23 protein-coding genes are annotated in these 24,178 nt (G+C 42.8%); 18 read left to right on the forward strand and 5 right to left on the reverse strand.

All coding sequences use genetic code 11. The features are described from left to right. The first annotated feature begins 102 nt into the window (after positions 1 to 102). The 11 genes from L2717_RS04115 to L2717_RS04165 all read left to right on the forward strand — a co-directional run bounded on the left by L2717_RS04115 (position 103) and on the right by L2717_RS04165 (position 8,957). Entirely contained in the window at positions 103 to 885 is a 783-nt protein-coding gene (locus tag L2717_RS04115) for a DUF3450 domain-containing protein (protein ID WP_220772762.1), read from the forward strand. After that, a complete protein-coding gene (locus tag L2717_RS04120) occupies positions 885 to 2,240 on the forward strand; it encodes a MotA/TolQ/ExbB proton channel family protein (RefSeq protein ID WP_220772761.1) in 1,356 nt (451 codons plus the stop codon). The genes L2717_RS04115 and L2717_RS04120 overlap by 1 nt, the downstream gene beginning before the upstream one ends. Beyond that, complete coding sequence (locus L2717_RS04125) at positions 2,240 to 2,767, forward strand: MotA/TolQ/ExbB proton channel family protein (RefSeq protein ID WP_076498234.1); 528 nt, start codon at positions 2,240 to 2,242, stop codon at positions 2,765 to 2,767. The genes L2717_RS04120 and L2717_RS04125 overlap by 1 nt, the downstream gene beginning before the upstream one ends. A gap of 13 nt (positions 2,768 to 2,780) precedes the next feature. Further along, a complete protein-coding gene (locus tag L2717_RS04130; RefSeq protein ID WP_006081158.1) occupies positions 2,781 to 3,185 on the forward strand; it encodes an ExbD/TolR family protein in 405 nt (134 codons plus the stop codon). Between the two features lies 1 nt (position 3,186). Then, on the forward strand, positions 3,187 to 3,810 hold the full coding sequence (locus L2717_RS04135) for an energy transducer TonB (RefSeq protein WP_220772760.1): 624 nt from the start codon (positions 3,187 to 3,189) through the stop codon (positions 3,808 to 3,810). Positions 3,811 to 3,812: 2 nt separating this feature from the next. Continuing rightward, a complete protein-coding gene (locus tag L2717_RS04140; protein WP_220772759.1) occupies positions 3,813 to 5,060 on the forward strand; it encodes a tetratricopeptide repeat protein in 1,248 nt (415 codons plus the stop codon). A 269-nt stretch (positions 5,061 to 5,329) separates the two neighbouring features. Beyond that, positions 5,330 to 7,162: a DUF885 domain-containing protein gene (locus tag L2717_RS04145; protein WP_220772758.1), complete on the forward strand. Its 1,833-nt coding sequence runs from the start codon at positions 5,330 to 5,332 to the stop codon at positions 7,160 to 7,162. A 167-nt stretch (positions 7,163 to 7,329) separates the two neighbouring features. Continuing rightward, positions 7,330 to 7,608 (forward strand): peptidylprolyl isomerase, encoded by a 279-nt coding sequence (locus tag L2717_RS04150; protein WP_220772757.1) that lies wholly within the window; start codon positions 7,330 to 7,332, stop codon positions 7,606 to 7,608. Between the two features lie 83 nt (positions 7,609 to 7,691). Further along, entirely contained in the window at positions 7,692 to 8,228 is a 537-nt protein-coding gene (locus L2717_RS04155; protein WP_220772756.1) for a GNAT family N-acetyltransferase, read from the forward strand. A 74-nt stretch (positions 8,229 to 8,302) separates the two neighbouring features. Continuing rightward, positions 8,303 to 8,533 carry an RNA-binding S4 domain-containing protein gene (locus L2717_RS04160; RefSeq protein WP_076498245.1) on the forward strand — a complete coding sequence of 77 codons (231 nt, stop codon included), beginning with the start codon at positions 8,303 to 8,305 and terminating at the stop codon, positions 8,531 to 8,533. Positions 8,534 to 8,555: 22 nt separating this feature from the next. After that, on the forward strand, positions 8,556 to 8,957 hold the full coding sequence (locus L2717_RS04165; protein ID WP_220772755.1) for a ribonuclease E inhibitor RraB: 402 nt from the start codon (positions 8,556 to 8,558) through the stop codon (positions 8,955 to 8,957). A 137-nt stretch (positions 8,958 to 9,094) separates the two neighbouring features. Here the strand turns inward: L2717_RS04165 and L2717_RS04170 are convergent, their stop codons facing one another. Next, complete coding sequence (locus L2717_RS04170) at positions 9,095 to 9,982, reverse strand: LysR family transcriptional regulator (RefSeq protein ID WP_248937986.1); 888 nt, start codon at positions 9,980 to 9,982, stop codon at positions 9,095 to 9,097. A gap of 154 nt (positions 9,983 to 10,136) precedes the next feature. Here L2717_RS04170 and L2717_RS04175 point away from each other — a divergent pair, with 154 nt between their 5' ends. From L2717_RS04175 to L2717_RS04190, 4 genes are all read left to right on the forward strand, one after another. Beyond that, positions 10,137 to 10,907 carry a TSUP family transporter gene (locus L2717_RS04175; RefSeq protein ID WP_220772753.1) on the forward strand — a complete coding sequence of 257 codons (771 nt, stop codon included), beginning with the start codon at positions 10,137 to 10,139 and terminating at the stop codon, positions 10,905 to 10,907. A 376-nt stretch (positions 10,908 to 11,283) separates the two neighbouring features. Then, positions 11,284 to 12,429, forward strand: a complete 1,146-nt coding sequence (locus L2717_RS04180) for an exonuclease SbcCD subunit D (RefSeq protein ID WP_220772752.1) — start codon at positions 11,284 to 11,286, stop codon at positions 12,427 to 12,429. After that, on the forward strand, positions 12,426 to 15,482 hold the full coding sequence (locus L2717_RS04185; RefSeq protein ID WP_220772751.1) for an AAA family ATPase: 3,057 nt from the start codon (positions 12,426 to 12,428) through the stop codon (positions 15,480 to 15,482). The genes L2717_RS04180 and L2717_RS04185 overlap by 4 nt, the downstream gene beginning before the upstream one ends. Positions 15,483 to 15,745: 263 nt before the next feature. Then, on the forward strand, positions 15,746 to 17,044 hold the full coding sequence (locus tag L2717_RS04190; protein ID WP_220772750.1) for a peptidoglycan DD-metalloendopeptidase family protein: 1,299 nt from the start codon (positions 15,746 to 15,748) through the stop codon (positions 17,042 to 17,044). A 478-nt stretch (positions 17,045 to 17,522) separates the two neighbouring features. On the opposite strand, the gene L2717_RS04195 is transcribed toward L2717_RS04190, so the two are convergent. The 3 genes from L2717_RS04195 to L2717_RS04205 form a co-directional block, all read right to left on the reverse strand. Further along, entirely contained in the window at positions 17,523 to 18,047 is a 525-nt protein-coding gene (locus L2717_RS04195) for a M48 family metallopeptidase (protein ID WP_220772749.1), read from the reverse strand. 47 nt (positions 18,048 to 18,094) lie between these two features. Continuing rightward, entirely contained in the window at positions 18,095 to 18,532 is a 438-nt protein-coding gene (locus tag L2717_RS04200) for a DUF3010 family protein (protein WP_220772748.1), read from the reverse strand. Positions 18,533 to 18,735: 203 nt separating this feature from the next. Next, positions 18,736 to 20,091, reverse strand: a complete 1,356-nt coding sequence (locus L2717_RS04205; protein ID WP_220772747.1) for a DEAD/DEAH box helicase — start codon at positions 20,089 to 20,091, stop codon at positions 18,736 to 18,738. Between the two features lie 245 nt (positions 20,092 to 20,336). On the opposite strand from L2717_RS04205, the gene rssA reads away from it, so the two are divergent. After that, positions 20,337 to 21,284, forward strand: a complete 948-nt coding sequence (gene rssA / locus L2717_RS04210) for a patatin-like phospholipase RssA (protein WP_220772746.1) — start codon at positions 20,337 to 20,339, stop codon at positions 21,282 to 21,284. A 150-nt stretch (positions 21,285 to 21,434) separates the two neighbouring features. Here the strand turns inward: rssA and L2717_RS04215 are convergent, their stop codons facing one another. Further along, positions 21,435 to 22,448 (reverse strand): NADP-dependent oxidoreductase, encoded by a 1,014-nt coding sequence (locus L2717_RS04215; protein WP_220772745.1) that lies wholly within the window; start codon positions 22,446 to 22,448, stop codon positions 21,435 to 21,437. 178 nt (positions 22,449 to 22,626) lie between these two features. Here L2717_RS04215 and L2717_RS04220 point away from each other — a divergent pair, with 178 nt between their 5' ends. Together L2717_RS04220 and L2717_RS04225 are read left to right on the forward strand one after the other, a co-directional pair. Further along, the gene (locus L2717_RS04220; protein WP_428847841.1) at positions 22,627 to 23,079 is read left to right on the forward strand and encodes a MarR family winged helix-turn-helix transcriptional regulator; all 453 of its coding nucleotides are present in this window, start codon (positions 22,627 to 22,629) and stop codon (positions 23,077 to 23,079) included. A 152-nt stretch (positions 23,080 to 23,231) separates the two neighbouring features. After that, the gene (locus L2717_RS04225; protein WP_220772744.1) at positions 23,232 to 23,921 is read left to right on the forward strand and encodes a hypothetical protein; all 690 of its coding nucleotides are present in this window, start codon (positions 23,232 to 23,234) and stop codon (positions 23,919 to 23,921) included. The last annotated feature ends 257 nt before the right edge of the window (positions 23,922 to 24,178 follow it).

Raw genomic sequence — 24,178 nt, forward strand, 5'->3', positions numbered from 1 at the left:
ATAAAGAGATACTTACATTAATTTGTCTTAATTTGTTAAAAATATAAACATTGTTAAGTGTAAGTTAAACCTTTTTTATTCACTTCAAATTGGTTGGGAACTATGTCCAAGGTAAGCAATAGAACAAAAATCGCTACTGCACTTGTTGGCGTGCTGGCATTAGCGAGCAGTAACTTCGTGGTTGCAGATCCTCTTAGCGATGTACAGAAAGCAGATGGTCAAATCCATGCTGATGCTGCTGCGTCGCAGAAGAACGTTGATAAGTATTTCGATCAAGCACAAGACATGCTCTTTGAGTATGGTTCTGTTGCTGATGAGCGCGAATCACTGAAGTCATACAACGATTATGTCGCAAGCTTGGTCGCTGACCAGCAAAAGACGATGGACTCAGTGCAAGTAGACATTAATGGTGTCGATAAACTTCGCCAAGGCGTGGTGCCATTAATGTTTAAAATGGTGGAATCATTAGAACAGTTTGTTCAATTAGATTTACCTTTTAACTCTGAAGTTCGTGCTAATCGTGTAAAAGAACTAAAGACACTGCTTAATACTGCCGAAGTGACATTAGCAGAAAAATACCGCTTAATCCTTGATGCTTATAGCATCGAACGCGAATATGGCAGCGCAATTGCAGTAAACCAAGGTAAGTTAAACCTAGATGGAAAAGAAGTGTTAGTTGACTTCTTCAATCTAGGTCGTGTGGCTCTTTATGCACAGAGTTTAGATCAAAAGACTAGCTGGATGTATAACTCCGAATCTAAAGGTTGGGATAAGTTGGATGACAGCTATTTGCGTGAACTGACTAAAGGTATCCGCATTGCCCGTAAACAAGGCGCTCTAGATCTATTCGCGTTACCACTTCCTGCTGCGGAGACTGCACAATAATGAAGAAGTTAATTACTACAGCTATGTTGGCTGCAAGTTTCTCTTTAACTGTTGGTATGGTAAGCGCTGCAGATGTGCCTAAATCCATTGACCAATTATTGCAACAAGTTAAAGTTGAACGCGCTGCAGAAGGTAAGGTCAACAGCAAACGCGAGCAAGAATTTCAAGCTGAACGTGGCGATAAGGCTGCACTATTAAAGCGTGAAAAAGATGCTTTAGCGGCTGAGAAACAACGCGGTAAAGATTTAAACCAAGCGTTTTTAGATAACGAGCGTAAAATTGCTCAGTTAGAAGAAGACCTGAAAACTGCTCAAGGTGACTTGGGTGAGATGTTTGGTGTGGTTAAAGGTGAAGCGGGTGATTTTGCTGGTAAATTGGCCAGTTCAAATACCAGCGCACAATACCCAAATCGTGACAAGTTTATCGCTGATTTAGGTTCACGCAAACAACTACCAAAAATTGAAGAACTAGAACAATTCTGGCAAGAGCAGCTGTTTGAAATGGCACAATCAGGCAAAGTTGTTAAGTTCGAAGGCTCAGTTACTGGTATCGACGGTAGTGTTAACACAACCACTATCCACCGTATTGGTGCATACAACCTAACAGCTGATGGCAAATATGTTGTTTATAACCCTGAGTTAGGATTAATTCAGCAGTTATCTCAACAACCAGAAGGCTACCAAGTTCGTGCTGTTGCTAAATGGGAAGAAATCACTTCAGGTACTGCGCCTTTCTATGTTGATCCTGCACGTGGTGTACTGTTAAGTATCTTTACTAACAAAGCGAGTATGGAAGATCGTATCGAATCTGGTGGTGTTATCGGTTATATCATCATGATATTACTTGCGCTAGGTATGCTGATTTCTATCGAACGTTTAGTGACAATGTCGATTATCGGCGCACGCGTTAATAGCCAACGTAAAAATGTAGATAAGCCTGGTAATAATGCCTTGGGTCGTATCTTAAAAGTTTATCAAGAAAACAAAGATGTTGATGTTGAAACATTAGAGTTGAAACTTGACGAAGCTATTTTGAAAGAAACGCCAGCACTGGAAGCGCGTATCTCAATCATTAAAGTACTGGCTGCTATCGCACCTATGATGGGTCTGCTAGGTACAGTAACGGGTATGATTGCAACTTTCCAAAGTATTCAATTATTTGGTACTGGCGATCCCAAGCTGATGGCTGGCGGTATTTCGATGGCGTTGGTAACAACGGTACAAGGCTTGGTTGCTGCTCTGCCATTAATGTTGATGCATGCAATTGTTGTTGCGCGTAGCAAATCAATTGTACAGATCCTTGAAGAGCAAAGCGCTGGCATCATCGCAGCACATGCTGAGAAGAGGGCTGACTAATGATGATATACCTGATGGATATTTGGGATTCCGTCAGGGGCTTCATGGCCTCCGGGGGCAACGTCCTCTGGCTTGTAGCGGCTGTACTGTTCTTAATGTGGGTATTGATGCTGGAGCGTTATTGGTATCTTAATTGGATATCACCAAAGCACCATAAAGCAATCATAACTGCATGGGACGCCAGAGAGGAAACAACCTCTTGGTATGCGCACCGTATCCGTGAAGCTTGGATGTCCCAAGCGAAACAAGATTTGAATGCACGTATGCTGATTATTAAAACCTTAGTGGCAATTTGTCCAATGATAGGTTTGTTAGGTACCGTAACTGGTATGATTTCAGTGTTCGATGTGATGGCAGTTCAGGGGACGAGTAATGCTCGTTTGATGGCGGCTGGTATTTCAATGGCAACCATGCCAACTATGGCTGGTATGGTTGCAGCATTATCGGGAGTATTTTTTAGTACTCGTCTCGATGCCAAAATGAAAATCAGTTTAGAAAAGCTAAAAGACAGCATGCCGCACCACTAGAGAGAGATTGAACATGGCACGTAAAAAGCATTCCAGTATAGATGAGGAAGCACAAATTGATATGACACCGATGCTCGACATCGTGTTCATTATGCTAATTTTCTTCATTGTAACAACGTCATTCGTGAAACCATCGGGTTTGGATTATAACAAACCAAAAGCTTCACAAGCGACTTCAAAACCTTCGGCTAACATCTTTATCGGCGTCAGTAAAACTGGCGTGATTATGATGGAAAACCGTCAGGTTGATATCGAACGTGTAACAGCAAACGTTGAACGTATGCTGGCTGAAGCTCCTGAAGCCGCTGTATTAATTCAGGCAGATAAAGATGCAATGCACGGCTTAGTTGTTAAAGTTCTAGACCAAGTGAAAGCTGCTGGTATAGATAAAATTTCGGTATCTGCGGGGAACGATTAATATGCTAAGAGCACTAGTATCGATCATTATTGGTGCTGCTGTGACTTTTGGTCTGTTCGCTTTTATGGCGTTCTTGGTCGGTGGCGGCGCACAGCGCGGTGATACATCGGCCGAGACCCCTGTAATTGAAATCACTATGGATAGACAGGATTCAAAAGCACAGAATAAGCCAAGGGTAGTGCCTAAGCCACCACCACCACCAGAGCAACCACAAAAGCCTGATGTCACACCTCCAGACTCATCGAGTAATATTGATACGTCAATGTCGTTCAATATGGGTGGTGTTGAAACTGGCGGTCACTCAGCAGGTGGTTTTAAATTAGGTAATATGATGACTCGTGACGGCGATGCTACGCCTATCGTTCGTATCGAACCTCAGTATCCAATTGCTGCGGCTCGTGATGGTAAAGAAGGTTGGGTACAACTTCGCTTTACGATCAACGAACTCGGTGGTATCGATGACGTTGAAGTTATTCAAGCAGAGCCAAAGCGTCTATTTGATAAAGAAGCCATCCGGGCGTTGAAAAAGTGGAAATACAAGCCAAAGATAGTAGATGGCAAGCCACTGAAACAACCTGGTATGACAGTGCAATTAGACTTCACCTTAGATAAAGGAGGCAACTAATTATGCGTAATGTTAATAAAATCGCAGTACTATTATTGCTTTCTATTTGTGGTGGCACCTTAACAGTGTCTTCAGCAATGGCTGAAGAAAAGTGTCCCATCGATAAACGTCAATCTAAAGCGGTAGGCGAAGGCGCTGCGAAGAAAGTTCAAAAATCATTTGAAGCCTATACAAATGGTCAGATAGACCAAGCTATTGCTATTTTGCTTGAAGCGAATGCGAAGAACGATTTCGATAAAGCTTATGTTGCGCGCATGCTGGGTAACTTTTATGCCGAAAAAGGCAAAATGGATACCGCGATCAAGTACCTAAAACAAGCTGTAGAGGCTGATATTTTAGGTGGAACAGATCATGCAGCGACAATGCGTCTCTATGCTGATTTGCTGTTACAAGAGAAGAAGTTTAAGGAAGCGATTCCTTATTATTACAAGTGGATGGATTTTACTTGTAAAGCTGATTCTCAAATGTATCGCCGTATTGGTATTGCACATTCAGAGCTTAAACAGTGGGATAAAGTGATTGAAGTGGCCGATAAAGGTCTTTCATTAGCTGAAGCTCCTGATAAAGGTCTGTATCAAATGAAGCTGACAGCTTACTTCAATCAAAAGAAGTATAAGAATGCCGTTGGTGTGTTAGAAGTCATGGTGCCTTTATTTCCATCTGATGGCAGACTGTGGGTTCAATTAGCACAGTTTTATTTGATGATTGAGAACTACGACAAATCTTTGGCAACTTATGATTTAGCCTACAGAAATGGCTTCTTAGATAGTGCGGGTAATATTACGCGTTTAGCACAATTGATGGCACAAAAAGGTGCACCATATCAAGCGGCTAAAATCTACCAGAAGCATATGAAGTCAGGCATGATCGCTGAAGATGCTAAGTCATTCGATATTTTGGCGGGATTTTTCCAAAATGCGAAAGAGTTTAAACAAGCCGCTGAGTATTATGGTAAAGCTGCTGCCATTAACAATGATGGTAAGACTTATCTAAAACAAGGTCGTTTGTTGAGCTTGGATGAACAATACTCTGCAGCTATTCCTGTGCTTGAAAAAGCCATTGCTGTGGGCATTGATAATCCTGGAGAAGCAAACTTCGAATTAGCTTTGGCTCACTTAAGTTTGAAACAGTACAAGTCTGCTTATAACCGTGCGGTATTAGCTGCTAATGATAAGAAGACCGAGAAGAGTGCAAAAAGCTATATCTCTTATATTAAAGAGAAAGCACGTATGCACGACATCGCGCTGTAATCACTTCGCAGTTTGTTAATGTTTTAGTTTGAAAGCCCCGTAAGGGGCTTTTTCTTTGGACTAGAATGGCGCAAAGCTACTGTTACTGGCTTTTTGTGGGGCAAACAAATATTAATAGTCAGTTCTTCTTGATTGCCAGCGAGTGTGTTCTATCTTATTCTTTATTAAAATCAGGCTTTTGTCGCCACAAAAAATAACGCAATAGTGGGTTTTGAGCTAAGTATTAAACACGATTCTGTAATAACGGACTAAATAGGAAAAATATTAAAATGAAATTGGGTTTATTGGCCGGTTCAATAGCATTAATCTTAACTCTTCAAGGTTGCTCTAAGCCTGAAGTTACCCTAGCTCAAGAAAATAGCCCCGCTAATGCCGCGGCCGCAGAGCAGGACGAAACGCAAACGGCAGAACAACGCTATTTAGCGCTTGTGGATGCTTACTTTAAAGATTATCTAAAACTTGAGCCTATTTACGCCACTTTTGTTGGCGTTAATGATTACAATGCTGATTTTGGTGGTGATTTAACCGAAGCTTACCTTAAGGCTCGTCATGAGCTAAACACTCGTTATTTAGCTCAGGTGCGCGCGATTGACCCTAAGCAGTTGCCAGCAGATCTGCAGTTAAGCTATGACTTGTTTATTTATGACCGTGATATGGCCTTAGTCGATGAAACGTTCCCATCACGCTTTATGCCTATAAGCCAGTTCTACAGTACAGTGATTACTATTGTGCAGTTAGGCAGTGGTGAAAGTGCACAGCCTTTTAATAGCGTGCAAGACTACCGTAATTGGGAACACAGAGTTGATGGTTTTATCAAGTGGATATCACTTGCTGAAAATCGCATGAATGAAGGTATTGAAAGCAAAGTCGTGCTACCAAGAGTATTGGTGGAGCGCATTATTCCTCAGTTAGACGCTATGTTAACCATGGATGCTACCCAGAGTATTTTTTACTCACCTATTCAGCATTTTCCAGATAGTTTTTCAGAGCAGGATAAAGCGGAGTTAACTACGCGTTATCAAGCCATGATTACTGAGCGCATTTTACCCGCTTTAACGAATTTGCGAGATTACTTTAAGCAGACTTATTTACCCCAGTCGCGTGCAACTGATGGCTGGTCAGGCTTGCCTAATGGTAAAGCTTGGTATCAGCATTTAGCTAACTCTCACACTACAACCACTATGTCAGTCGATGAAATCCACCAAATAGGGCTCACAGAAGTCGCAAGGATTTTATCTGAGATGGATAAAGTGCGCGCGCAAGTTGGTTTTAAAGGGGATTTAAAGGCGTTTTTTGCGGCGTTATCTTCTGAACCCCAGTATTTTTATGATGATCGCCAAGGCTTGATTGATGGCTATATGGTACTAAAAGATAACATCAATAAAGTTTTACCTAATTACTTTAATGTGATGCCAAAAGCTGATTATGTCGTGAAACCAGTTGAAAGCTTCAGAGAGCAATCGGCTGCAGGAGCTTCTTATGAATCGCCAGCCGTTGATGGTAGCCGCCCAGGCGTATTCTATATCAATACTTATAACCTAAAAGCGCAGCCAAAGTGGGGTATGACGACGCTGTCTTTACATGAAGCAGCACCTGGACACCATTTCCAAATAGCGATTAAACAAGAATTGACCGGCGTGCCTGAGTTCCAGCGCTTTAGTGGTTATACCGCTTTTGAAGAAGGTTGGGCACTTTATGCTGAATATTTGGGTGTTGAGATGGGGTTATTTACCGATCCTTACCAGTATTTTGGTAAGCTTTCGGATGAAATGTTACGCGCAATGCGCTTAGTCGTTGATACCGGTCTTCACACTAAAGGTTGGAGCCGTGAGCAAGCAATTCAGTATATGAAAGATAACTCGCCTATGGCTGAAAGCGATATCGTTGCAGAAGTTGAGCGTTATATGGCGATCCCAGGTCAAGCGTTATCCTACAAAGTGGGTCAGCTAAAAATTCTTGCCTTACGTGCTCGCGCGGAAAAAGCCTTGGGTGATAGGTTTGATTTGAAAGCATTCCATGATCAAATACTTACCTCTGGTTCATTGCCTATGGCGGTCATGGAGCAAAAAGTCGATCGTTGGATAGCGGCTAAACAAGTTTAGTACTTAATATGCCGTTACTAGATGTTGATAGGAGTAACGGTATTTTAAAACTTTTTTATTCCACAGAAAGTTTTTATACTGTTTAACCCAGCCCATTAGATCGAATAATAATGGGAAGTTGATGATATTTGAGGCAAATGTCTCATGATCCAAATAGGAGTTTTACTATGGTCCAAGCAACAGCAAGACATTTGTTAGTGAGCACTGAAGAGCAATGCCAAACGCTCAAGCAACAAATAGTAGACGGTGCAGATTTCGCCGAAATTGCTCGTGCGCACTCATCTTGTCCATCAGGTGCACAAGGTGGTGAATTGGGTTCATTCGGCCCAGGTATGATGGTTAAAGAGTTTGATGAAGTGGTATTCAGCGCACCATTAAATGAAGTACAAGGCCCTGTTAAAACTCAATTTGGCTTTCATTTACTTGAAGTGACCAGCCGCGCATAAGTTTTACAGTTTGTTTGATACAAGGTATTTGAAACGGCAGCTTTTGCTGCCGTTTTGTTTTATATGCTCATCGCGGGGTCACTATGTTGGAACTCTATACTGATAGATTGAAACTCAGGAGCCTACACGCGAGCGACTGGGAACATTTTTATGCGTTAAATAGTGATCCTAAGATTAATCATTTTGTGCGCGTAGCAGAATCACAAGACGCTCTGCGTTGTAAGTTTGAGCAACGTGCGAATACATGGTCTTATGATTCGGGTGATTGGCTGACCTTAGTGATTGAAACCGTAGATACAGGGCAATTTGTTGGTTTAACTGGCCTCTATTGTCAACATCTTGAAGAACAACGAGCAGAAGTTGGTTATTTGCTGGCCGCTGACTGTCATGGTAAAGGGTATGCCACCGAAGGTTTAAAAGCGGTTATTGACTGGGCTTGCCTTAGTTTTAATGTACATAAGTTTGTTGGTCATTGCGCTAAAGATAATCATGCATCAGCACGAGTCCTTGAAAAGTGTGGTTTTCGGCTTGAAGGTTTGCTCAGGCAACAACTCAAAATAGGTGAAAACTGGCTTGATGAATGTGCCTATGGTTTACTCGCCGATGAAAGGCGTCTCTAGCCTAATTATCTTCAGCGTATTTGGCGCGGTGCTGGTATAATGCCGCAGGTTTATTTTTATAAGGCGTGTATCAAGTGACGCAAATTAATCAATTAGCTTTGCATTCTGGCGAAGATTTCATTGAATTGTACAAGGTATTAAAAGTCCAAGGCATGAGCAGTGCTGGCGGTGAAGCCAAGCATTTTATTGACGAAGGTCAAGTCACTGTTAACGGTGAAGTTGAAACTCGTAAACGTAAAAAGATCGTAGCGGGCGATATTGTCAGCTTTAACGGTGAATCAGTTCAAATCATTGCGGCAGAATAAGCCTGCAACAGTGGAGCAAGATATGCAATTTCCAGATGATGACAATGGTAAAATGCTGGCTGCAATGGCTGAATCGGGGATCGATTTAACTAAAGCACTAGATGTTGATTTCTTTTTAGTATTTGATGATCAACGCGATGCTGAGACAGCGTTAGAAGAATTAACTAATTCTGATTTGCAAGGCGAAATTGAGCTTAATCTTAATGATGAGCTCGGCAAGTGGGAAATCATTGTTTGCCTAAATATGATACCAGAGTACGATACTTTGGTTGAGCAAGAAGTCATGCTACATGATTTTGCTGCCGAGTTTGGTGGCATGAGCGATGGTTGGGGCGTGATGCAACATCAAGATGGTGATGATGAGTTTTCGCACGAGGACGATGATGACCACGGGCATGTTCACGGTCCAAACTGTAATCATTAATCTTGTTTAGTTAGTGCGGTAATTCAAATTAAAACCACCTAAGGGTGGTTTTTTTATTACTCATTCTCTGCGATTTGATGCGTTAGTTCTAACGTTCTATCTGAGTTCTGCCTAAGTGGAATCCCTTGCCAAAATGCTTAATGCCGATAGGGAGCAAAAATTTCGAGTAACCAATCGATAAAAGCTTGGGCTTTTAACGGTAGGCTAGGAGATTTTGGCGTGAGTAAATAATAACTATAGGGACTGGTAAAAGGGGCGTTGAAGGGGATAACTAGGCTACCATTCGCTAGTAGTTCCTCGATAAAAAAGCGGGGTATTAGCGCAGCACCCATGCCACTTACGGCCGCTTGACTCAACATATAAAAATGTTCCACGCCAAAGGTTTGTTCTTGAGTGAGCTCTAGGCCTACTTTTTTAGCCCAATATCCCCAGAGTTCTGGTCTTGTAGTGTGTTTTAGCAAAGTGACGCGATTAATATCTTCAATGCTCTGCAGTTTAGATGCTAACGAAGGCGCACAAACCAGACATAAATCCTCATCCATCAATTTAATATAATTTGCTCCCTTTGGGGCCACAGTACTGCTGCGAATAGCGATATCATAACGACCTTGGCTAAAATCGACGGCAAAATCGCCAATAGAGAGATCCACATAAAGATGCGGATGACGGGATTTAAATTGCTCCATTCGTGGAATAAGCCAATTGATCGTCAAACTTGGAAGCACATTAATGGCTAAGCTTTGTGGCTGCGTAGGTTGACGACGTATGTCGCTGGTCGCACTTGAAAGTGTCTGTAGTGCGGCTTGCACATGGGGTAAATAACGTTTAGCTTCATCGGTTAAAAGCACTTTTTTGTGTAAGCGTACAAATAATGCAAAAGCTAAATAATCCTCCAAAACCCTAATTTGTTTACTAATTGCACCATGGGTAACATGCAACTCTTTACTGGCGAGCGTCATGCTTTGTAAGCGCGCCGCAGCTTCAAAGGCGCGTAGGGCATTAAGCGGTGGCAAATCGGTGAACATATTGTTTCCTGTGGCAGGTATTGGAATCGGAATATCTTATTCTTGCGTGACTATATCTCACGCAATAGCGACAATAACTCCTTTGCGTTTATTTGGCAAACGCAGTCTAATGCTCGGTAATGACTCCTTTTTTATCAACAGAATAATAAAAATTATGGAATTTGAATTAACTCTACAAATCGCAGCGGTACTTTTTGCCGTGGCACTGGTGGCAGGTTTTATTGACTCAATTGCCGGTGGCGGTGGTTTATTAACGATTCCGGCACTCATGTGGGCTGGATTACCGCCTACGGTTGCCTTAGGGACTAACAAGTTACAGGCCTGTGGCGGTAGTTTTTTTGCAAGCTTGTACTTTGTGCGTAAGGGGCTGGTTGACCTTGAGTCCGTTAAATTAGCTTTAATTTGTGCATTTATTGGCGCGGCATTAGGGACTGTTTTAGTTCAATTAGTCGATACTAAAGTGCTCGAATTAATGTTGCCATTTTTGATTTTGGCTATTGGTTGTTACTTTTTGTTCTCGAAAAAGATATCTGAAGATGATAGACATCAAGTGCTCACACCGACCGCGTTTGCATTCACCGCCGCATTAGGTGTGGGCTTGTACGATGGCTTTTTTGGTCCAGGTACCGGCAGTTTTTTTGCGTTAGCGTTTGTATCGTTAGCCGGTTTTGGTTTAGCCAAGGCTACGGCTCACGCAAAGCTGCTTAATTTTTCGACCAATATCGCATCGTTAATCTTTTTTGCCTTAGGCGGGAAAGTGATTTGGTTATTGGGATTAGTCATGCTAGCAGGGCAAGCCATTGGCGCGACTTTAGGTTCTCGTTTAGTGGTGACAAAAGGCACTAAGATCATTAAGCCACTCGTGGTGACTATGTCCCTTGCCATGAGCTTTAAACTGCTGGCAACGCAATACCAACTATTCTAATAGACGGTTTTGTATCGATAAGTGCAGGTTTAAGCGGTATGTTAGCTTATCTTAGCGCGTTATTTTATCTGAGTTACGCCCACCTTGGCGCAAAAGTTAAGTCGAGGTGGATATCACAGTAGTAAACCTCCTAAGATTACCGAAAATACCTCATCTTACTTTGCAATAGGTATACTCTTTCACGGTTTTTTAATAGTATAACCTGTCATTTTTGTTGCACTTTTTGGCTTCTCATTTTTCTATATGCATTTTAACGCTATGTCTTGTGTAATAAGATTTAATCCGATTTAAATACGCGCCTTGTCTGCCTTATTTTGCGTAAACGAGCGACACGTTCGCATGGATTTAGCGCCACCACTTTGTTAAAAGAGCGATTATGAAATTTATCCATACCTCAGACTGGCATATTGGTCGCCAGTTACACAATCAATCATTACTTGATGATCAAGCCTTTGTACTCGAACAAATTATTGCTTTGGCGAGTGAGCATAAGGTCGATGCTGTGATTGTGGCAGGGGATATTTATGACCGTTCGATTCCGCCAGCCAATGCGGTTGCCTTATTAGATGATGTGCTGAACCGTTTGGTGCATGGTTTAGGCTTGCAAGTGATTATGATTGCTGGAAACCATGACGGCCACGAGCGTTTGGGGTTTGCAGCAAAACAAATGGCGGCAAGTGGGTTATATATCATTGGGCCTTTAAGTGCTGAAGTTCATCCTATTAGGTTGTCGAGTTTAAGTGGTGATGTAGTTTTTTATCCCCTGCCTTACGCTGATCCTGCCACCGTGCGCCACGTATTTGAATGCGAGGCCGCAAGCCACGAAATGGCTATGGATATTTTGCTTGAGCAAGTGCGTAAGCACGATAGCCAAGGCTTACCCAAAGTGGTGATCGGCCACTGCTTTTTAGATGGTGGCAGTGAGTCAGAATCTGAGCGGCCATTAAGTATTGGCGGCGCAGATAAAATATCGCCAACGTTATTTACTGAATTTGATTATGTTGCATTAGGCCATTTGCACGGGCCGCAATACAAAGGCGCCGAACATGTGCGCTATTCAGGTTCGATTTTGAAATATTCCTTTAGCGAACAGCATCAACACAAGTCGGTGACGTTAGTTGAACTTGGCGCGCAAACGCCGCTAAATATCTGTTTATTGCCATTAAAGTCGATGCGTGATGTGCGCATCTTAGAGGGAGAATTAGAAATATTACTCGCCCAAGGTAAAATGGATATAAAACGTGAAGATTACCTTATGGTGAGACTACTGGATAAACATGCCATTTTAGATGCTATGGGCAAACTCAGAGCCGTTTACCCCAATGTACTGCATTTAGAGCGTACAGGCTTGATGGCGGGGCAGCAGCAAGTCGCTTTAAGCCGCGATCATATCAAAAAAGGTGAAATGGATATGTTCTGCGACTTTTTCTCTCAGGTCTCTGGCGAGTCATTAACGCAGGCACAGCAAACCGTGATGGACGATCTCTTGACTAAGTTACACCATAAGGAGCGTCAAGCATGAGACCCCTTAGCCTTTCAATGTCGGCCTTTGGCCCCTTTGCATCGACTCAATCACTTGATTTTACTGCTCTTGGCACTAATCCGTTATTTTTAATTAATGGGCCAACTGGCGCGGGTAAGACAACCTTGCTTGACGGTATTTGTTTTGCCCTCTACGGCAAAACCACAGGCAATGAGCGTGAAGGTAGCCAAATGCGCTGCGATATGGCAGACGACAATCTGCTCACTGAGATCACGTTTAGCTTTCAGCTTGGTAGTAATAGCTATCGTATTCGACGCGTGCCAGAGCAAGACAGAGTTAAAAAAAGTGGCGATGGCTCAACAGTGCAAAAGCCCGAAGCCCAGCTCTATAAAATTGACGCCGATGGCAATGAAAGCTTGCTTGTGGCCAGTAAAGTCTCTGAGGCGACTGCTGAGATTGAAGCCTTAACAGGGCTCGATGTGGAGCAATTTCGTCAAGTGATGGTATTGCCGCAGGGCAAGTTCCGCGAATTATTAATGGCGGATTCTAAGGCGCGTGAACAGATATTTAGTCAATTATTTCAAACTCATATTTATCGTCGCATTGAAGATTCCTTAAAAAGTAAGGCGGCAGATATTCGCGCCTTAGTGAAAGACCAGCGTAGTCGTCGCGATGGCATCTTACAAAGTGCCGATATTTCATCCGATGATGAGCTGACTAATGAATTAGCGAGGCTCACGCCAGAACTTGAAGTAGCCCAAAGCGCGAAAGAGCAGGCATTACAACAGCAACAACTTATCATCAAGCTGAGCGATGCTGCGCAGCATTTACTGGCCGATTTTACTCAGCTGGATGTGTTAACTCGAACTGCCGCTGAGCTTAGTGCGCAGCAAGATAGTATTAAGGCTAAAAATCACGCAATGGATCTTGCTAAGCAAGCGCAGCGCTTAGAACCCATAGTTGAAGTGTTTTTGGCTCGTGAGCAGGAATCTAAATCAGCAAACCTTAACCTTAATTACACAAAAACAGCCTTGTTAAATGCTAAGCAAGCTTTTGAAAAATCTGAACTAGAAGCAGTAGATTTACCTGTTTTGGAAGCGCGGTTACTCGAGAAAGAGCAAGCTAAACAGCAACTGAATACATTAGGGCCGCAGCTTAGGGAGCTCGATAGACTCACTAAGACAGCCGAGCAAGAACAACTGCTGTTAACTAAGGCTAAGGCGAAGTTTCTGGCGAGCAAAAATGAATTAACCGCCGTTAGCCAAAAACGCTATGAGCTGGAATCAACTCTGCCACAATTACAAGCTAGCAGTGAAACCCGTCTCTCATTACAGCAATCGCACCAGCAGCAACAGCAGTTATTATTTGCTTATCAGCAATGGCAACACGTTACGGCAAGGGTCGCTTTAACACAGGAAAAACTTGCCAAGGCTAAAGCGCAAGGCCAACAGCTTAATATACAACATCAGCAAGCACAGATTGCGTATAAAACCTTACTACTGACTTGGCATCAAGGGCAGGCGGCTATCTTAGCTCGGCAATTACAATCAGATGAGCCTTGTCCTGTGTGTGGTAGTAAAATCCACCCTCAGCCAGCGCAGAGCCAAGAGGCGCTCCCCAGTGATGAAGCGCTACGATTAGCCCAAGAGGCTGAAACTCATGCCCAAGATATGCTGAGCAAAGCAAGAGCTGAATATCGTGGCTTCCAAACACAGTTAGAAACCTTGCAACAACAAGCACAGGATCTCGCTACCCAATTAGGTGCTGCTGTTGATGTTTCTTTAGATGAACATACGCATACTTTGTCGCAATTGGCTTTCTCGCTGACAACAGCCGAACAAGCCCACTTAAATTTGCAGCAGCTGCAGCAAGATATCGTGCTGTTACAAATGCAAGAAACGCAATTACAGCAAAAACTGGAGCAAGGACAAGCGCAAGAAAATGCCTCGCAATCAAAGGTTGATGTATTGCAAGGGCAGCTAGCGCAAATGCAGCAAAATGTACCGAAGGAGCTGGCTACGCTCGAGGCATTAAACGCTGCAACAGCGCAAAATCAACAAGATATTAGTCAAATTAAACAACAGATTACCAGTATTCGCGAGCTTCAACTACAAACTGGGCAGGCTTTTGTTGCCGCTAAAGCTGCGTTAAATGGAGCCGAAAATACCGCCGAGGCCGCATTAGCGCAGTTAACTAGAGCACAACAGCAACTTGACAAACAGTTAGTTGCCGCAGGCTTCACTGATCAGCACGCTTTGCTTGAGGCCATGTTAGATGAACAGCAACTGCATCTATTGGTAAGTGAGATTGAAGCATATCAACAGCAATGTGCATTAATCCAAGCCCAATGTGAGCTGCTGACACTTAAGCTTAAGGATAAAGTGCCGCCCGATAGCACTAAGCTTGCGGCCGAGCTTGAGATAGCGCAGCAAGCATTACACACAGCTGAACAGGCATGGCAACGGCTCCACACTCGAGCAGCGCTTTTGCTGCAAACACAAACTCAGCTGAATATCGCCGATACGAAAGCTAAGAGTTTAGAAGACGAGTATGCCGTTATTGGCACGCTCGCCGACGTCGCTAATGGTAATACGGGCAATAAAATTAGCCTGCAGCGTTTTGTATTAAGTGTGTTGCTTGATGATGTGTTACTCGAGGCAAGTCATCGATTGCATCTGATGAGCAAAGGGCGTTATCGCTTATTGCGTAAGGAGGATAGAGCAAAAGGTAACAAGGCTTCAGGCCTTGAGTTAGAAGTTGAAGATGCCTATACCTCAAAGGTCCGTCCGGTGGCGACCTTAAGTGGCGGCGAAAGTTTTATGGCGGCATTATCAATGGCGTTAGGATTATCCGATGTGGTGCAAGCTTATGCGGGTGGCATTAAACTCGACACCTTATTTATTGATGAAGGCTTTGGTAGTTTAGACCAAGACTCATTGGAGTTGGCTATTCGAACCTTGATGGACCTGCAATCCTCGGGTCGCATGATAGGGGTAATATCGCACGTCTCGGAGATGAAAGAGCAGATAAATACCCGTATAGATATCAATAAAACCTCACATGGGAGTGAAATGACTGTCGTTTTACCTTAGTCGCTTATTATCTAGATAAGTCGCATTTAAATAATTGTTTTTAATATGTTATTTATTGTGCTCTTTGTCTGTTTAACGTTGGGTAATATATGGAAAGTTAATTTAAAATGCCAACTAGCGCATGTTTCTTGTTAATAGTGAGCTAAAAGTGCGAAATAGCGATTGTCATAATCGGCTTTTTGGGATAAGTTGGAAAAAATTAGGGCTTCCCTCAAGGGACTGGTTCAAAAATAGAACGCAAAGTTAACGAAAGGTGAAAAGCGTTGCAGACAGGTAAACCCAACTTTATCAACTTATCGCAATCCCGTTTGCAGAACTTATCATCAATACAGAAGAACATTCTATTAATGGGTGGTCTGTTGATTGGCGCTGCAATGCTAATGCCAAATAGTGGCCATATAGTGCCGACTGCACAACGGATCCCTGTTACTCTCGATATTGAAAATATTTTACCTCAAGTTTCAGAGCCTGAAATTGAGAACACCGCATTTATTAATAGTATCCCTCATTTCGAACGTACGATTGCCTCAGGTGACACTTTAAGTGGGTTATTTTCAAAAGCAGGTGTCGATCAGCAGACTATGTATAAAGTGTTAGAAGCTGATTTAAATATCCTCGCGCTTGATACTTTATTACCCGGAAACAGAATTCAATTTTGGTTAGATAACGAAGGCCAACTACAAAAATTAGAGCTTTATTTTAACACTGCTCGACAAGTCGTTTTTACTCGCTATGAAGATGGTAGCTTTAATGTTGAAGAAGTGAACGTAGAGGGGGTTTGGCAAAATCGCATTATCAGTGGTGATATTAAAGGTTCTTTTTATGTCTCGGCACAAAAAATGGGCTTAGCGGCAGCCGATATTCAGCGCATTGAAGATTTACTCAAAGAAAAGTTAAATTTCGCCCGTGATTTACATGCAGGTGATCAATTTTCTGTTTTGGTAAATGATCAATATGTTGAAGGTGAAGCCACAGGAAGTAGCCAAATTTTAGGTGTAGCGATTAAAACCGGTCGGTCTGAGATTAGTGCATTTCAATATTCCGATGGTAGTTATTATGATGCAAAAGGACATAGCTTAGTTCGCGCATTCCAGCGTTATCCGTTAGCCAAGCAACCGCGAATGAGCTCTCGTTTCAACGCGTATCGCAAACACCCGATTACTGGGCGTGTTTCACCGCATAACGGTACTGATTTTTCAGTCCCGATCGGCACTAAAGTTATTGCACCTGGGGATGGTATTGTAAGTTTAGTGACTGACCACCAGTTCGCCGGTAAATATATCGTGGTTGAGCATGGTGGTAAGTACCGTACTCGTTATTTGCATTTATCTAAAGCACTTGTGCGTAAAGGTCAGCGCGTTACTCGCGGACAAGTTATCGCTTTATCAGGTAATACTGGTCGTTCAACCGGTCCACATTTACATTATGAATTCCATATTAACGGTAAACCCGTTGATCCGTTAAAAGCGGATATCCCTATGTCGAGTAAGTTAGCTAATCAAGACTTACGAGCTTTCACCAATTTAGTTAATAGTCGCCAAGCGATGATGAACTTGGGTTAGTTTATATCGAAATAACTCGTCCTAGCCGTCTTGCTAAAGATATAAAAATACCGATAACACTCAAGTGTCATCGGTATTTTTATATCCGTTATGTCACTTATCTCAAGGCTATGTCATTTACACCACAATAGTCTCTGCATTCTATAAGCATTTTTACTTTCACAAGATTAGCTTAAATTTTATTCAAAATGGTCGGTAATTAATGTATCAGAATAAGATAAGAGCGTAGTAAAGGCTTAGTGATTGTCGTGAGTATATGTGGAGTTGAGAGGGTTCAATGGCAGAACTTAGCTATCGAGTGTCCTATTGAATAATTGGGGTACAGTGATTGATAGTAACTATTTAAATCATCGTCTATTAACTGGCTTGATGTCTTTGAATTATTTTTTAGCGCACACTGACATTATCTGCCTTTGAATACTGGACCACTGACTTTAGCAACCAGTATCGCTTCATTTTGAATGAGGAATATTGTTATTTAGGCGTCGACGGTATTGGCTGAATAAGGGGATATATTGGCATCAATGCAGGTTAATAATAGGCGTAAATCAAACTCAAATTGATGATAATCTGGCTCCATATGGCTACACAAATTATAGAAAGCCTTGTTATGATCTTTTTCTTTTAAATGGGCAAGTTCGTGTACAACAACCATACGTAATAAAGGTTCTGGTACGCGCTTTAAACGCGAAGAGATACGAATTTCGTTCTTTGCTTTGATTTTATTACCTTGAACACGTGCTACATAAGAATGTAACCCAAGTGCATGATGACTCATGTTAATTTTGTCATCAAAGATCACTTTAGAGAGTGGGGATGACTGGCGTAAAAATTGATTTTTAATCGTTTGCGTGTAGTCGTACAGCGCTTTATCGCTGCGGATATTGTGTATGACGGGATGACGTTTCAGCAGTAGTTTTGGTAAAGTACCCGCATCAAGATGTTGCTGCACTTGCTGCTGGATCTCAGGGCTATAGCCGCTTAAGTATTTTAATGAGTTCATAAGAGATTTTGCTCCGAATGACTTCGGAGCATGAGGCATCACATGACTTATATCTTGCCGAAAATATGGCGATTTTGCTGGGCGTAAGCGGCTTCAAACGCAAGCTGTTGAACTTTTTTAAGATCTAAGCTATCAAAATCCACTTGTGGTGGATTACGTTTATTTTGCTCTTTTATGGTGACCGGAGACAGTAAATTTACTGGTAATTCACCTAATTGAATAGCGGCTTCCAGTTTAAAACTTGTCGCTGATCCTGCTAGTTTGCCTTTTTGCTCACGCTCAATGATAACAACTTCATCAACATGATAATCCTGCATAAGCTTATGGAAAGCGAAATGGAATTCACGAATAGCTTCTGTGGTAGCAGATTGGGAAACGGTGAAAGATACCTTGCGGCATTCAGGTACATTGAAGGTTTCACCTTCATAGCTCAATAAACTGATAATGGCTTCGCCACCTTTTAATTCAACACCACAAACTCTCATGTTACACCTTCAAAATATCGATAATAGCGCTATTGTAGCTGGAAATGACTTAAGGATCAGTGTTTACCGTGCGCTTTTAGTTCGCTTGGCGTCAGACTGATGCATATAATGCGTCAATTTCCAGTATTAAAACATGCCAATGTGTTGTGTATCAGAGATAACATCTGACGTTAAATCCATAGGCATTTATTCTGTAATTCGTTTTAAACTTCTTCTGTATCAGTGTCTTGCAGTAATTTTGCTGCAGCAGGCTTTTTACGCATAGGTGCATCACCGATATCAACGCCTGTGATGAAACGCTTATCCCGTGACGGTGCAGGTATGGCAGCTTTTGTTCTTTTGCTCTTGCCTTTCGTCATGTCTGCTTTCGCCACGCGTTTGACGGGTGTCTGTGTAGCCTTACTTTGCAGTCCACTGAATTTAGCTTCTAGACCTGGAATAGTGCTGATTTCAAAAGTCTTTCTGAGGAAAACTTGCACTTTTTTGAAGTTATCCCAATCCTTTGGCCCGACGAGTGACACCGCATCGCCTTTCGCGCCAGCACGACCAGTACGGCCAATACGATGCACGTATTCCTCGGCAAACTTAGGCATGTCGAAGTTAATCACTAAAGATACATTCAGTAAGTCCAAACCGCGAGAGGCGACATCAGTCGTCACTAACACTTGCTGCTGACCACGGCCAAACTGGTCCATGATTTGGTTTCGTGCAGATTGCTTTAAATCACCACTCAGGGCTGAGGTTGCAAAACCTTGGGCGGTTAATTTAGCCGCTAAGCGCTCAGTATCAGGGCGAGTAGCGGTAAATATGATCACTTGTTTATGGGTTTCATCTTTGAGCAAACGAGCTAAAAGTGCTTCTTTATGGTCTAAGTGGTCACATAAAAAGATGCGCTGATGGATATCGTTATGTTCTGAGTGGGCTGCACCAATCGCGACATGCGCAGGATTTTTTAACAAGGTTGCTGCGATATCATTAATTTCGTCATGATCTAAGGTTGCCGAAAACATCAAGGTTTGACGACGTTTATGATCGGCAGCTTCGCTTATCGCTTTCAGTTGTGGAGCAAAGCCTAAATCTAGCATGCGGTCGGCTTCATCGAGCACTAATAGCTCTAAACCATTTAGGAATAGATGTTTTTGCTCTAAATGATCAACGATACGGCCAGGGGTCGCGACAATAAAATGTGGCTCTTTTGCGAGTGCTTTGGCTTGGTCGTTAAAATTCTCACCGCCCAATACGCTGATGGCTTTGTATTGAGTGTTAGCGACAAGCAGACGAAGCTGGCTATAAACTTGATGTGCTAGTTCGCGGGTCGGTAATAAAATCAAGACTCTAGGATCGCGCTTTGACAGTGAGCGGGTCGAAATAACTCTTTGCAATGCGGGTAACAAAAACGCTAAGGTTTTACCTGAGCCTGTTTTTGATGACGCCATTAAATCTTTACCTGCCAATGCGATAGGCAGTGCTTGTTCCTGGATGGCGGTGGGCTCTGTGATACCCATATGTTTTATGCTTTGTAGCAGACGCTGGTCCAGAGAAAAATCGGTAAATTGCAAAGGTATATCCCCTAAATCTTAGTAAGGGCAGATTATAGCCTTAATCACCCTTACTCAGCCATCCACATCGATGATTATCTGTGTTCTATCGCTTGAATGATGTCGCGATGGCGTTATTAAGGCTTATTTTACCGTCTTTTATTTACATTGAGGTGATAACATTAATCATGCAATTTTTGATAAGCCGTGGATATAGGTGTGTTTTACGTTATCGTGTTATGCAGTAAGTAATAGGAGAATAATTTATGGCTAATGGAAAAAATCCCATCGTGGGTATTGCGCTCGGCAGTGGTGCTGCAAAAGGTTGGGCGCACATTGGCGTATTAAATGGGTTAGCCGCAATGGGGATTAAGCCTGATAAAGTCGCTGGATGCTCAATAGGGGCGTTAGTGGGCGCCGCTTATGCCCATGAACATTTACCTGAGTTAGAGCAATGGGTGCGTGGTTTCTCTAGCTGGGATGTGCTTGGTTTGATGGATATTCGATGGCGCAAAGGTGGCCTTATCGGTGGTGATAAAGTATTTGATGTGTTGCACGCGCGAATCGGAGATGTGGATATTGAGAAACTCAATCGTCCTTTTGCCGCAGTTGCAACCGATTTATACTCGGGTCAAGAGATTTGGTTTACCGAAGGGGATTTACGTCAAGCAGTGCGAGCTTCTTGTTCTATGCCAGGGATTTTAGCCCCCGTACGTCAAGGAGAACGTTGGCTTGTTGATGGCGCGGTGGTTAATCCAGTGCCTGTTTCAATGAGCCGTGCCATGGGGGTGGATGTGGTGATTGCGGTGGATTTATATGGTTATCATTCTGGACGTATTCAAGCATTACCCGTTAATGTCACCAGTCAAAAAATGTCTGCAGCAAGCGTAGAGATGCCCGCGCGACAAGAAACGGGTTTTATGGATTTATTTGCCCGCGGCCGAGATTATGTCAGTAATTTGACTGATAAGTTTTCACTGGGTACTAAATCGAATCCGGGGATGATAGCGGTAATGTCGCAGTCGATGGGGATTTTAGAGCAAAGACATAAAAGAGCACGCTTAATGGGCGATCCACCTGATATTTGTATTGTGCCTGCAGTGGGTAATATTGGGACTATGGAGTTTCACCGTGCCGATGAAGCTATTGCTGCGGGCGAAGCCGCCGTAGAAAAAGTGGCCCATTTAATTGAAGCTGCGCTCTGGAAAGGTTAATAACAGTCGCCCTAGAGTAAAAGAGAGGGCAGCTAAGCAAGGCAGGCGATTGATATTAAAAAATAAAAAGTCGGTATTAGGTTAGTTATACTGACTTAATCTCTTCTTAACGTACTATTTACGCTAAGCGTTTAGCTTAAAATAGTGGCTTTAAGCCAGTTTCACCAACATTTTACCGCGATTCTTGCCTTCAAATAGACCAATAAAAGCGTCGGGTGCTTGTTCTATTCCCTGGTAAATAGTTTGTTCAGCTTTCACTTTTCCTTCAGCTAACCACTGCGACATTTTTGCTGCAAATTCAGGATAGTGGTCCCAATGTTCAAATACGATAAAACCTTCGAGTTTTAATTTTCGCATCACAATCAGGGATAAATTATCTGGGCCAGCGGTGGGAGTGGATTCGTTATAGAGTGAAATCATACCGCAGACGGCAATGCGTCCGTGATCTTTCATATTACTCAGTGCTGCGGCTAGATGTTCACCCCCAACGTTTTCAAAATATACGTCCACACCTTCTGGTGCAGCTTTGGCTAAGGCTTGAGTCAGATCACCACAGGTTTTGTAGTTAATGATGCTATCGACACCATAACTTTGTAGTAATTGAGCTTTTTCATCTGAGCCTACCGAGGCAACCACTCGAGCGCCCATCAACTTACCAAGCTGGCAAGCGACACTGCCTACAGCGCCGGAAGCGGCTGAGACAAACAGCGTTTCACCTGCTTTTAAGTTAGCAATACGCGTCAGCCCCGTCCATGCTGTCATGCCGGGCATACCCAGTACGCCTAAAAAATGTGAACTATCTAATTCGGTTTGTGGCAGAGCTGTCAATCCATCGGTATCAGTCACCGCATGTTCGCGCCAACCCAACATGCTGCTGACTTTCGTTCCCACGGGAAACTCATTGTTTTTAGACGCGATAACTTCACCAATAGCGCCACCTTCTAGCACTTGATTTAACGCGAAGGGCGCAATATAGCTCTTGCGATCAACCATGCGACCACGCATGTAAGGATCAACAGACATCCACAGATTTTTAATTAGCACTTGGCCGTCAGCAAGTGGTGCTAAGGATTTATTCACTAAAGTAAAATTATCAACAGATGGCATGCCGTCTGGGCGATTGGCTAAATGGATTTCACGGGTTTGTGTAATAGTGTTATTCATAGGTGACCTTTTGTTTGTGCGCAAACTAACTGTGATAACTTTACGTGGGTTAAGGAATGAATGCAAATACTTTGCGCGCAAACTAGATGCGCCAAAGTGGATAGAGTAAGATGCAGTATGTTTGAATGACAAATGCCTAAACGTGACTCATATTCCAGCCAAACCGAAAATAGATGCAATCATTTCGACTCATACTGAAGAGGCGATAGATAAACTATGTTTATCTGATAATGTTTGCTTTGCACTTTATTCTGCGAGTAATGCGCTGGTGCGCGCTTATCGACCGTTACTCGAAGCATACGGATTAACCTTCCCTCAATATTTAGTGATGCAAACCCTGTGGCGTCAAAACGGTTGTAGTCAAACGCAGTTATCCGTGGCAACTAAGCTTGATATGGGCACTTTAACGCCTATCGTTAAGCGACTTGAGGTGAAAGGGCTGATCACGCGTTTAGTTTGTGTGGATGATGAACGGAAAAAACGGGTGACGCTGACCAATCAGGGAGAAGATATTAAGCATGAAGCGTTAGCCTTAAAGCAAACGCTGCTCGATAAAGTGCAGCTGGATGCTGAGGCACTCGATTTATTGCGCCGCCAGTGTCTTGCTCTGATTGAGGACTTACAGTCCTAGGCATAAGTCTACCTAATATCATGTGATGGGATAGCTATGTATTGGGATAGCTATGTGCTGGCCTAAATTCAAGCTAAGCATCGATTTATACTTGATTGGCTTAATTTTTGCTTTAAAACTACCAATTAGTCTTAGATGCCGAATTATTGACAATGAATTCTATTGCAAATAGCTTCAATCTTACTCGTAGTAGTACCAGTGTCGCCGATGCTTATGGTGCCAATAGCCAAAAAACCAATACGGCTAAAACCGATAGCACTATTACGTCAACCAAACCTCAGCCAGATACGACTAAAACTGACGCGACAAAAGCGGATGAAATAGCACTGTCACCTAGGGCGCAGCGAGCACAAAAAATTCAGTCAATGGCGAAGGATTTTTTTGCCGATGGCCAATTTGGTGTCGCGAAGATCCCTGCGTTAGTGTCACGTTTACAAAAAGACGGGATTTTATCGGACATGCAACTCGAACGTTTATCCAAAAATGGTATAACAGTTCCCAGTACGACAAAGCCCAGCAAGCAGTCGCTACAAGATTTTGTCGATGATGAGCTTAAATCACTCGCTAAAAACTCGCCAAATAATCCGCTGATTAATACCTTGATAGATGCTAAAAGTGTTTTAACTAATATGGATGATGCCCATTCGCCAGTATTGGCGCAAAAAGCCACTAAGGCACTCGGACAGTTAACTGATTATTTGAATTCAGAACCAGCGTTAACCGATACACAAAAACAGCAATGGCAGGGACTCAAATCAATGATGCAATTGGCCTCATCGATGGGGGCGCATCAGTCTGCATCGGGTCAATTAAGCAGTTATTTGGCACTTGCTAAACGTTAATATGCCGACGTATATTTTGTTAATATCAAAGCCATTTTTTATTTATTGAAAATGGCTTTGTGCTAATTGTCTTAACATCGTACCTATTTTATCCCTTATCTAGCTTGCTTTATGACGAAGGTCAAGGCTGGATACGTGGATCCTCGGCTGTTATAGCACTTCTGCTTTGTTCTTTTCTTCTATCCTGAAAACCATGATCTGGATCATAGAAACTTTAACCTCGATACCGCTTAATGCGCTACATATTGTGTTTGCTG

Source organism: Shewanella glacialipiscicola (assembly GCF_023283485.1).
Taxonomy (GTDB): Bacteria; Pseudomonadota; Gammaproteobacteria; order Enterobacterales; family Shewanellaceae; genus Shewanella; species Shewanella glacialipiscicola.

Bases quoted from the DNA above. Each gene is read 5' to 3' on its own strand.
- L2717_RS04165 (WP_220772755.1), top strand. From the start codon at position 8,556: ATGCAATTTCCAGATGATGACAATGGTAAAATGCTGGCTGCAATGGCT.
- L2717_RS04120 (WP_220772761.1), top strand. From the start codon at position 885: ATGAAGAAGTTAATTACTACAGCTATGTTGGCTGCAAGTTTCTCTTTA.
- L2717_RS04155 (WP_220772756.1), top strand. From the start codon at position 7,692: ATGTTGGAACTCTATACTGATAGATTGAAACTCAGGAGCCTACACGCG.
- L2717_RS04125 (WP_076498234.1), top strand. From the start codon at position 2,240: ATGATGATATACCTGATGGATATTTGGGATTCCGTCAGGGGCTTCATG.
- L2717_RS04200 (WP_220772748.1), bottom strand. From the start codon at position 18,532: ATGAGAGTTTGTGGTGTTGAATTAAAAGGTGGCGAAGCCATTATCAGT.
- L2717_RS04140 (WP_220772759.1), top strand. From the start codon at position 3,813: ATGCGTAATGTTAATAAAATCGCAGTACTATTATTGCTTTCTATTTGT.
- L2717_RS04170 (WP_248937986.1), bottom strand. From the start codon at position 9,982: ATGTTCACCGATTTGCCACCGCTTAATGCCCTACGCGCCTTTGAAGCT.
- rssA (WP_220772746.1), top strand. From the start codon at position 20,337: ATGGCTAATGGAAAAAATCCCATCGTGGGTATTGCGCTCGGCAGTGGT.
- L2717_RS04185 (WP_220772751.1), top strand. From the start codon at position 12,426: ATGAGACCCCTTAGCCTTTCAATGTCGGCCTTTGGCCCCTTTGCATCG.
- L2717_RS04215 (WP_220772745.1), bottom strand. From the start codon at position 22,448: ATGAATAACACTATTACACAAACCCGTGAAATCCATTTAGCCAATCGC.
- L2717_RS04225 (WP_220772744.1), top strand. From the start codon at position 23,232: ATGAATTCTATTGCAAATAGCTTCAATCTTACTCGTAGTAGTACCAGT.
- L2717_RS04195 (WP_220772749.1), bottom strand. From the start codon at position 18,047: ATGAACTCATTAAAATACTTAAGCGGCTATAGCCCTGAGATCCAGCAG.
- L2717_RS04130 (WP_006081158.1), top strand. From the start codon at position 2,781: ATGGCACGTAAAAAGCATTCCAGTATAGATGAGGAAGCACAAATTGAT.
- L2717_RS04175 (WP_220772753.1), top strand. From the start codon at position 10,137: ATGGAATTTGAATTAACTCTACAAATCGCAGCGGTACTTTTTGCCGTG.
- L2717_RS04150 (WP_220772757.1), top strand. From the start codon at position 7,330: ATGGTCCAAGCAACAGCAAGACATTTGTTAGTGAGCACTGAAGAGCAA.
- L2717_RS04135 (WP_220772760.1), top strand. From the start codon at position 3,187: ATGCTAAGAGCACTAGTATCGATCATTATTGGTGCTGCTGTGACTTTT.
- L2717_RS04145 (WP_220772758.1), top strand. From the start codon at position 5,330: ATGAAATTGGGTTTATTGGCCGGTTCAATAGCATTAATCTTAACTCTT.
- L2717_RS04180 (WP_220772752.1), top strand. From the start codon at position 11,284: ATGAAATTTATCCATACCTCAGACTGGCATATTGGTCGCCAGTTACAC.
- L2717_RS04115 (WP_220772762.1), top strand. From the start codon at position 103: ATGTCCAAGGTAAGCAATAGAACAAAAATCGCTACTGCACTTGTTGGC.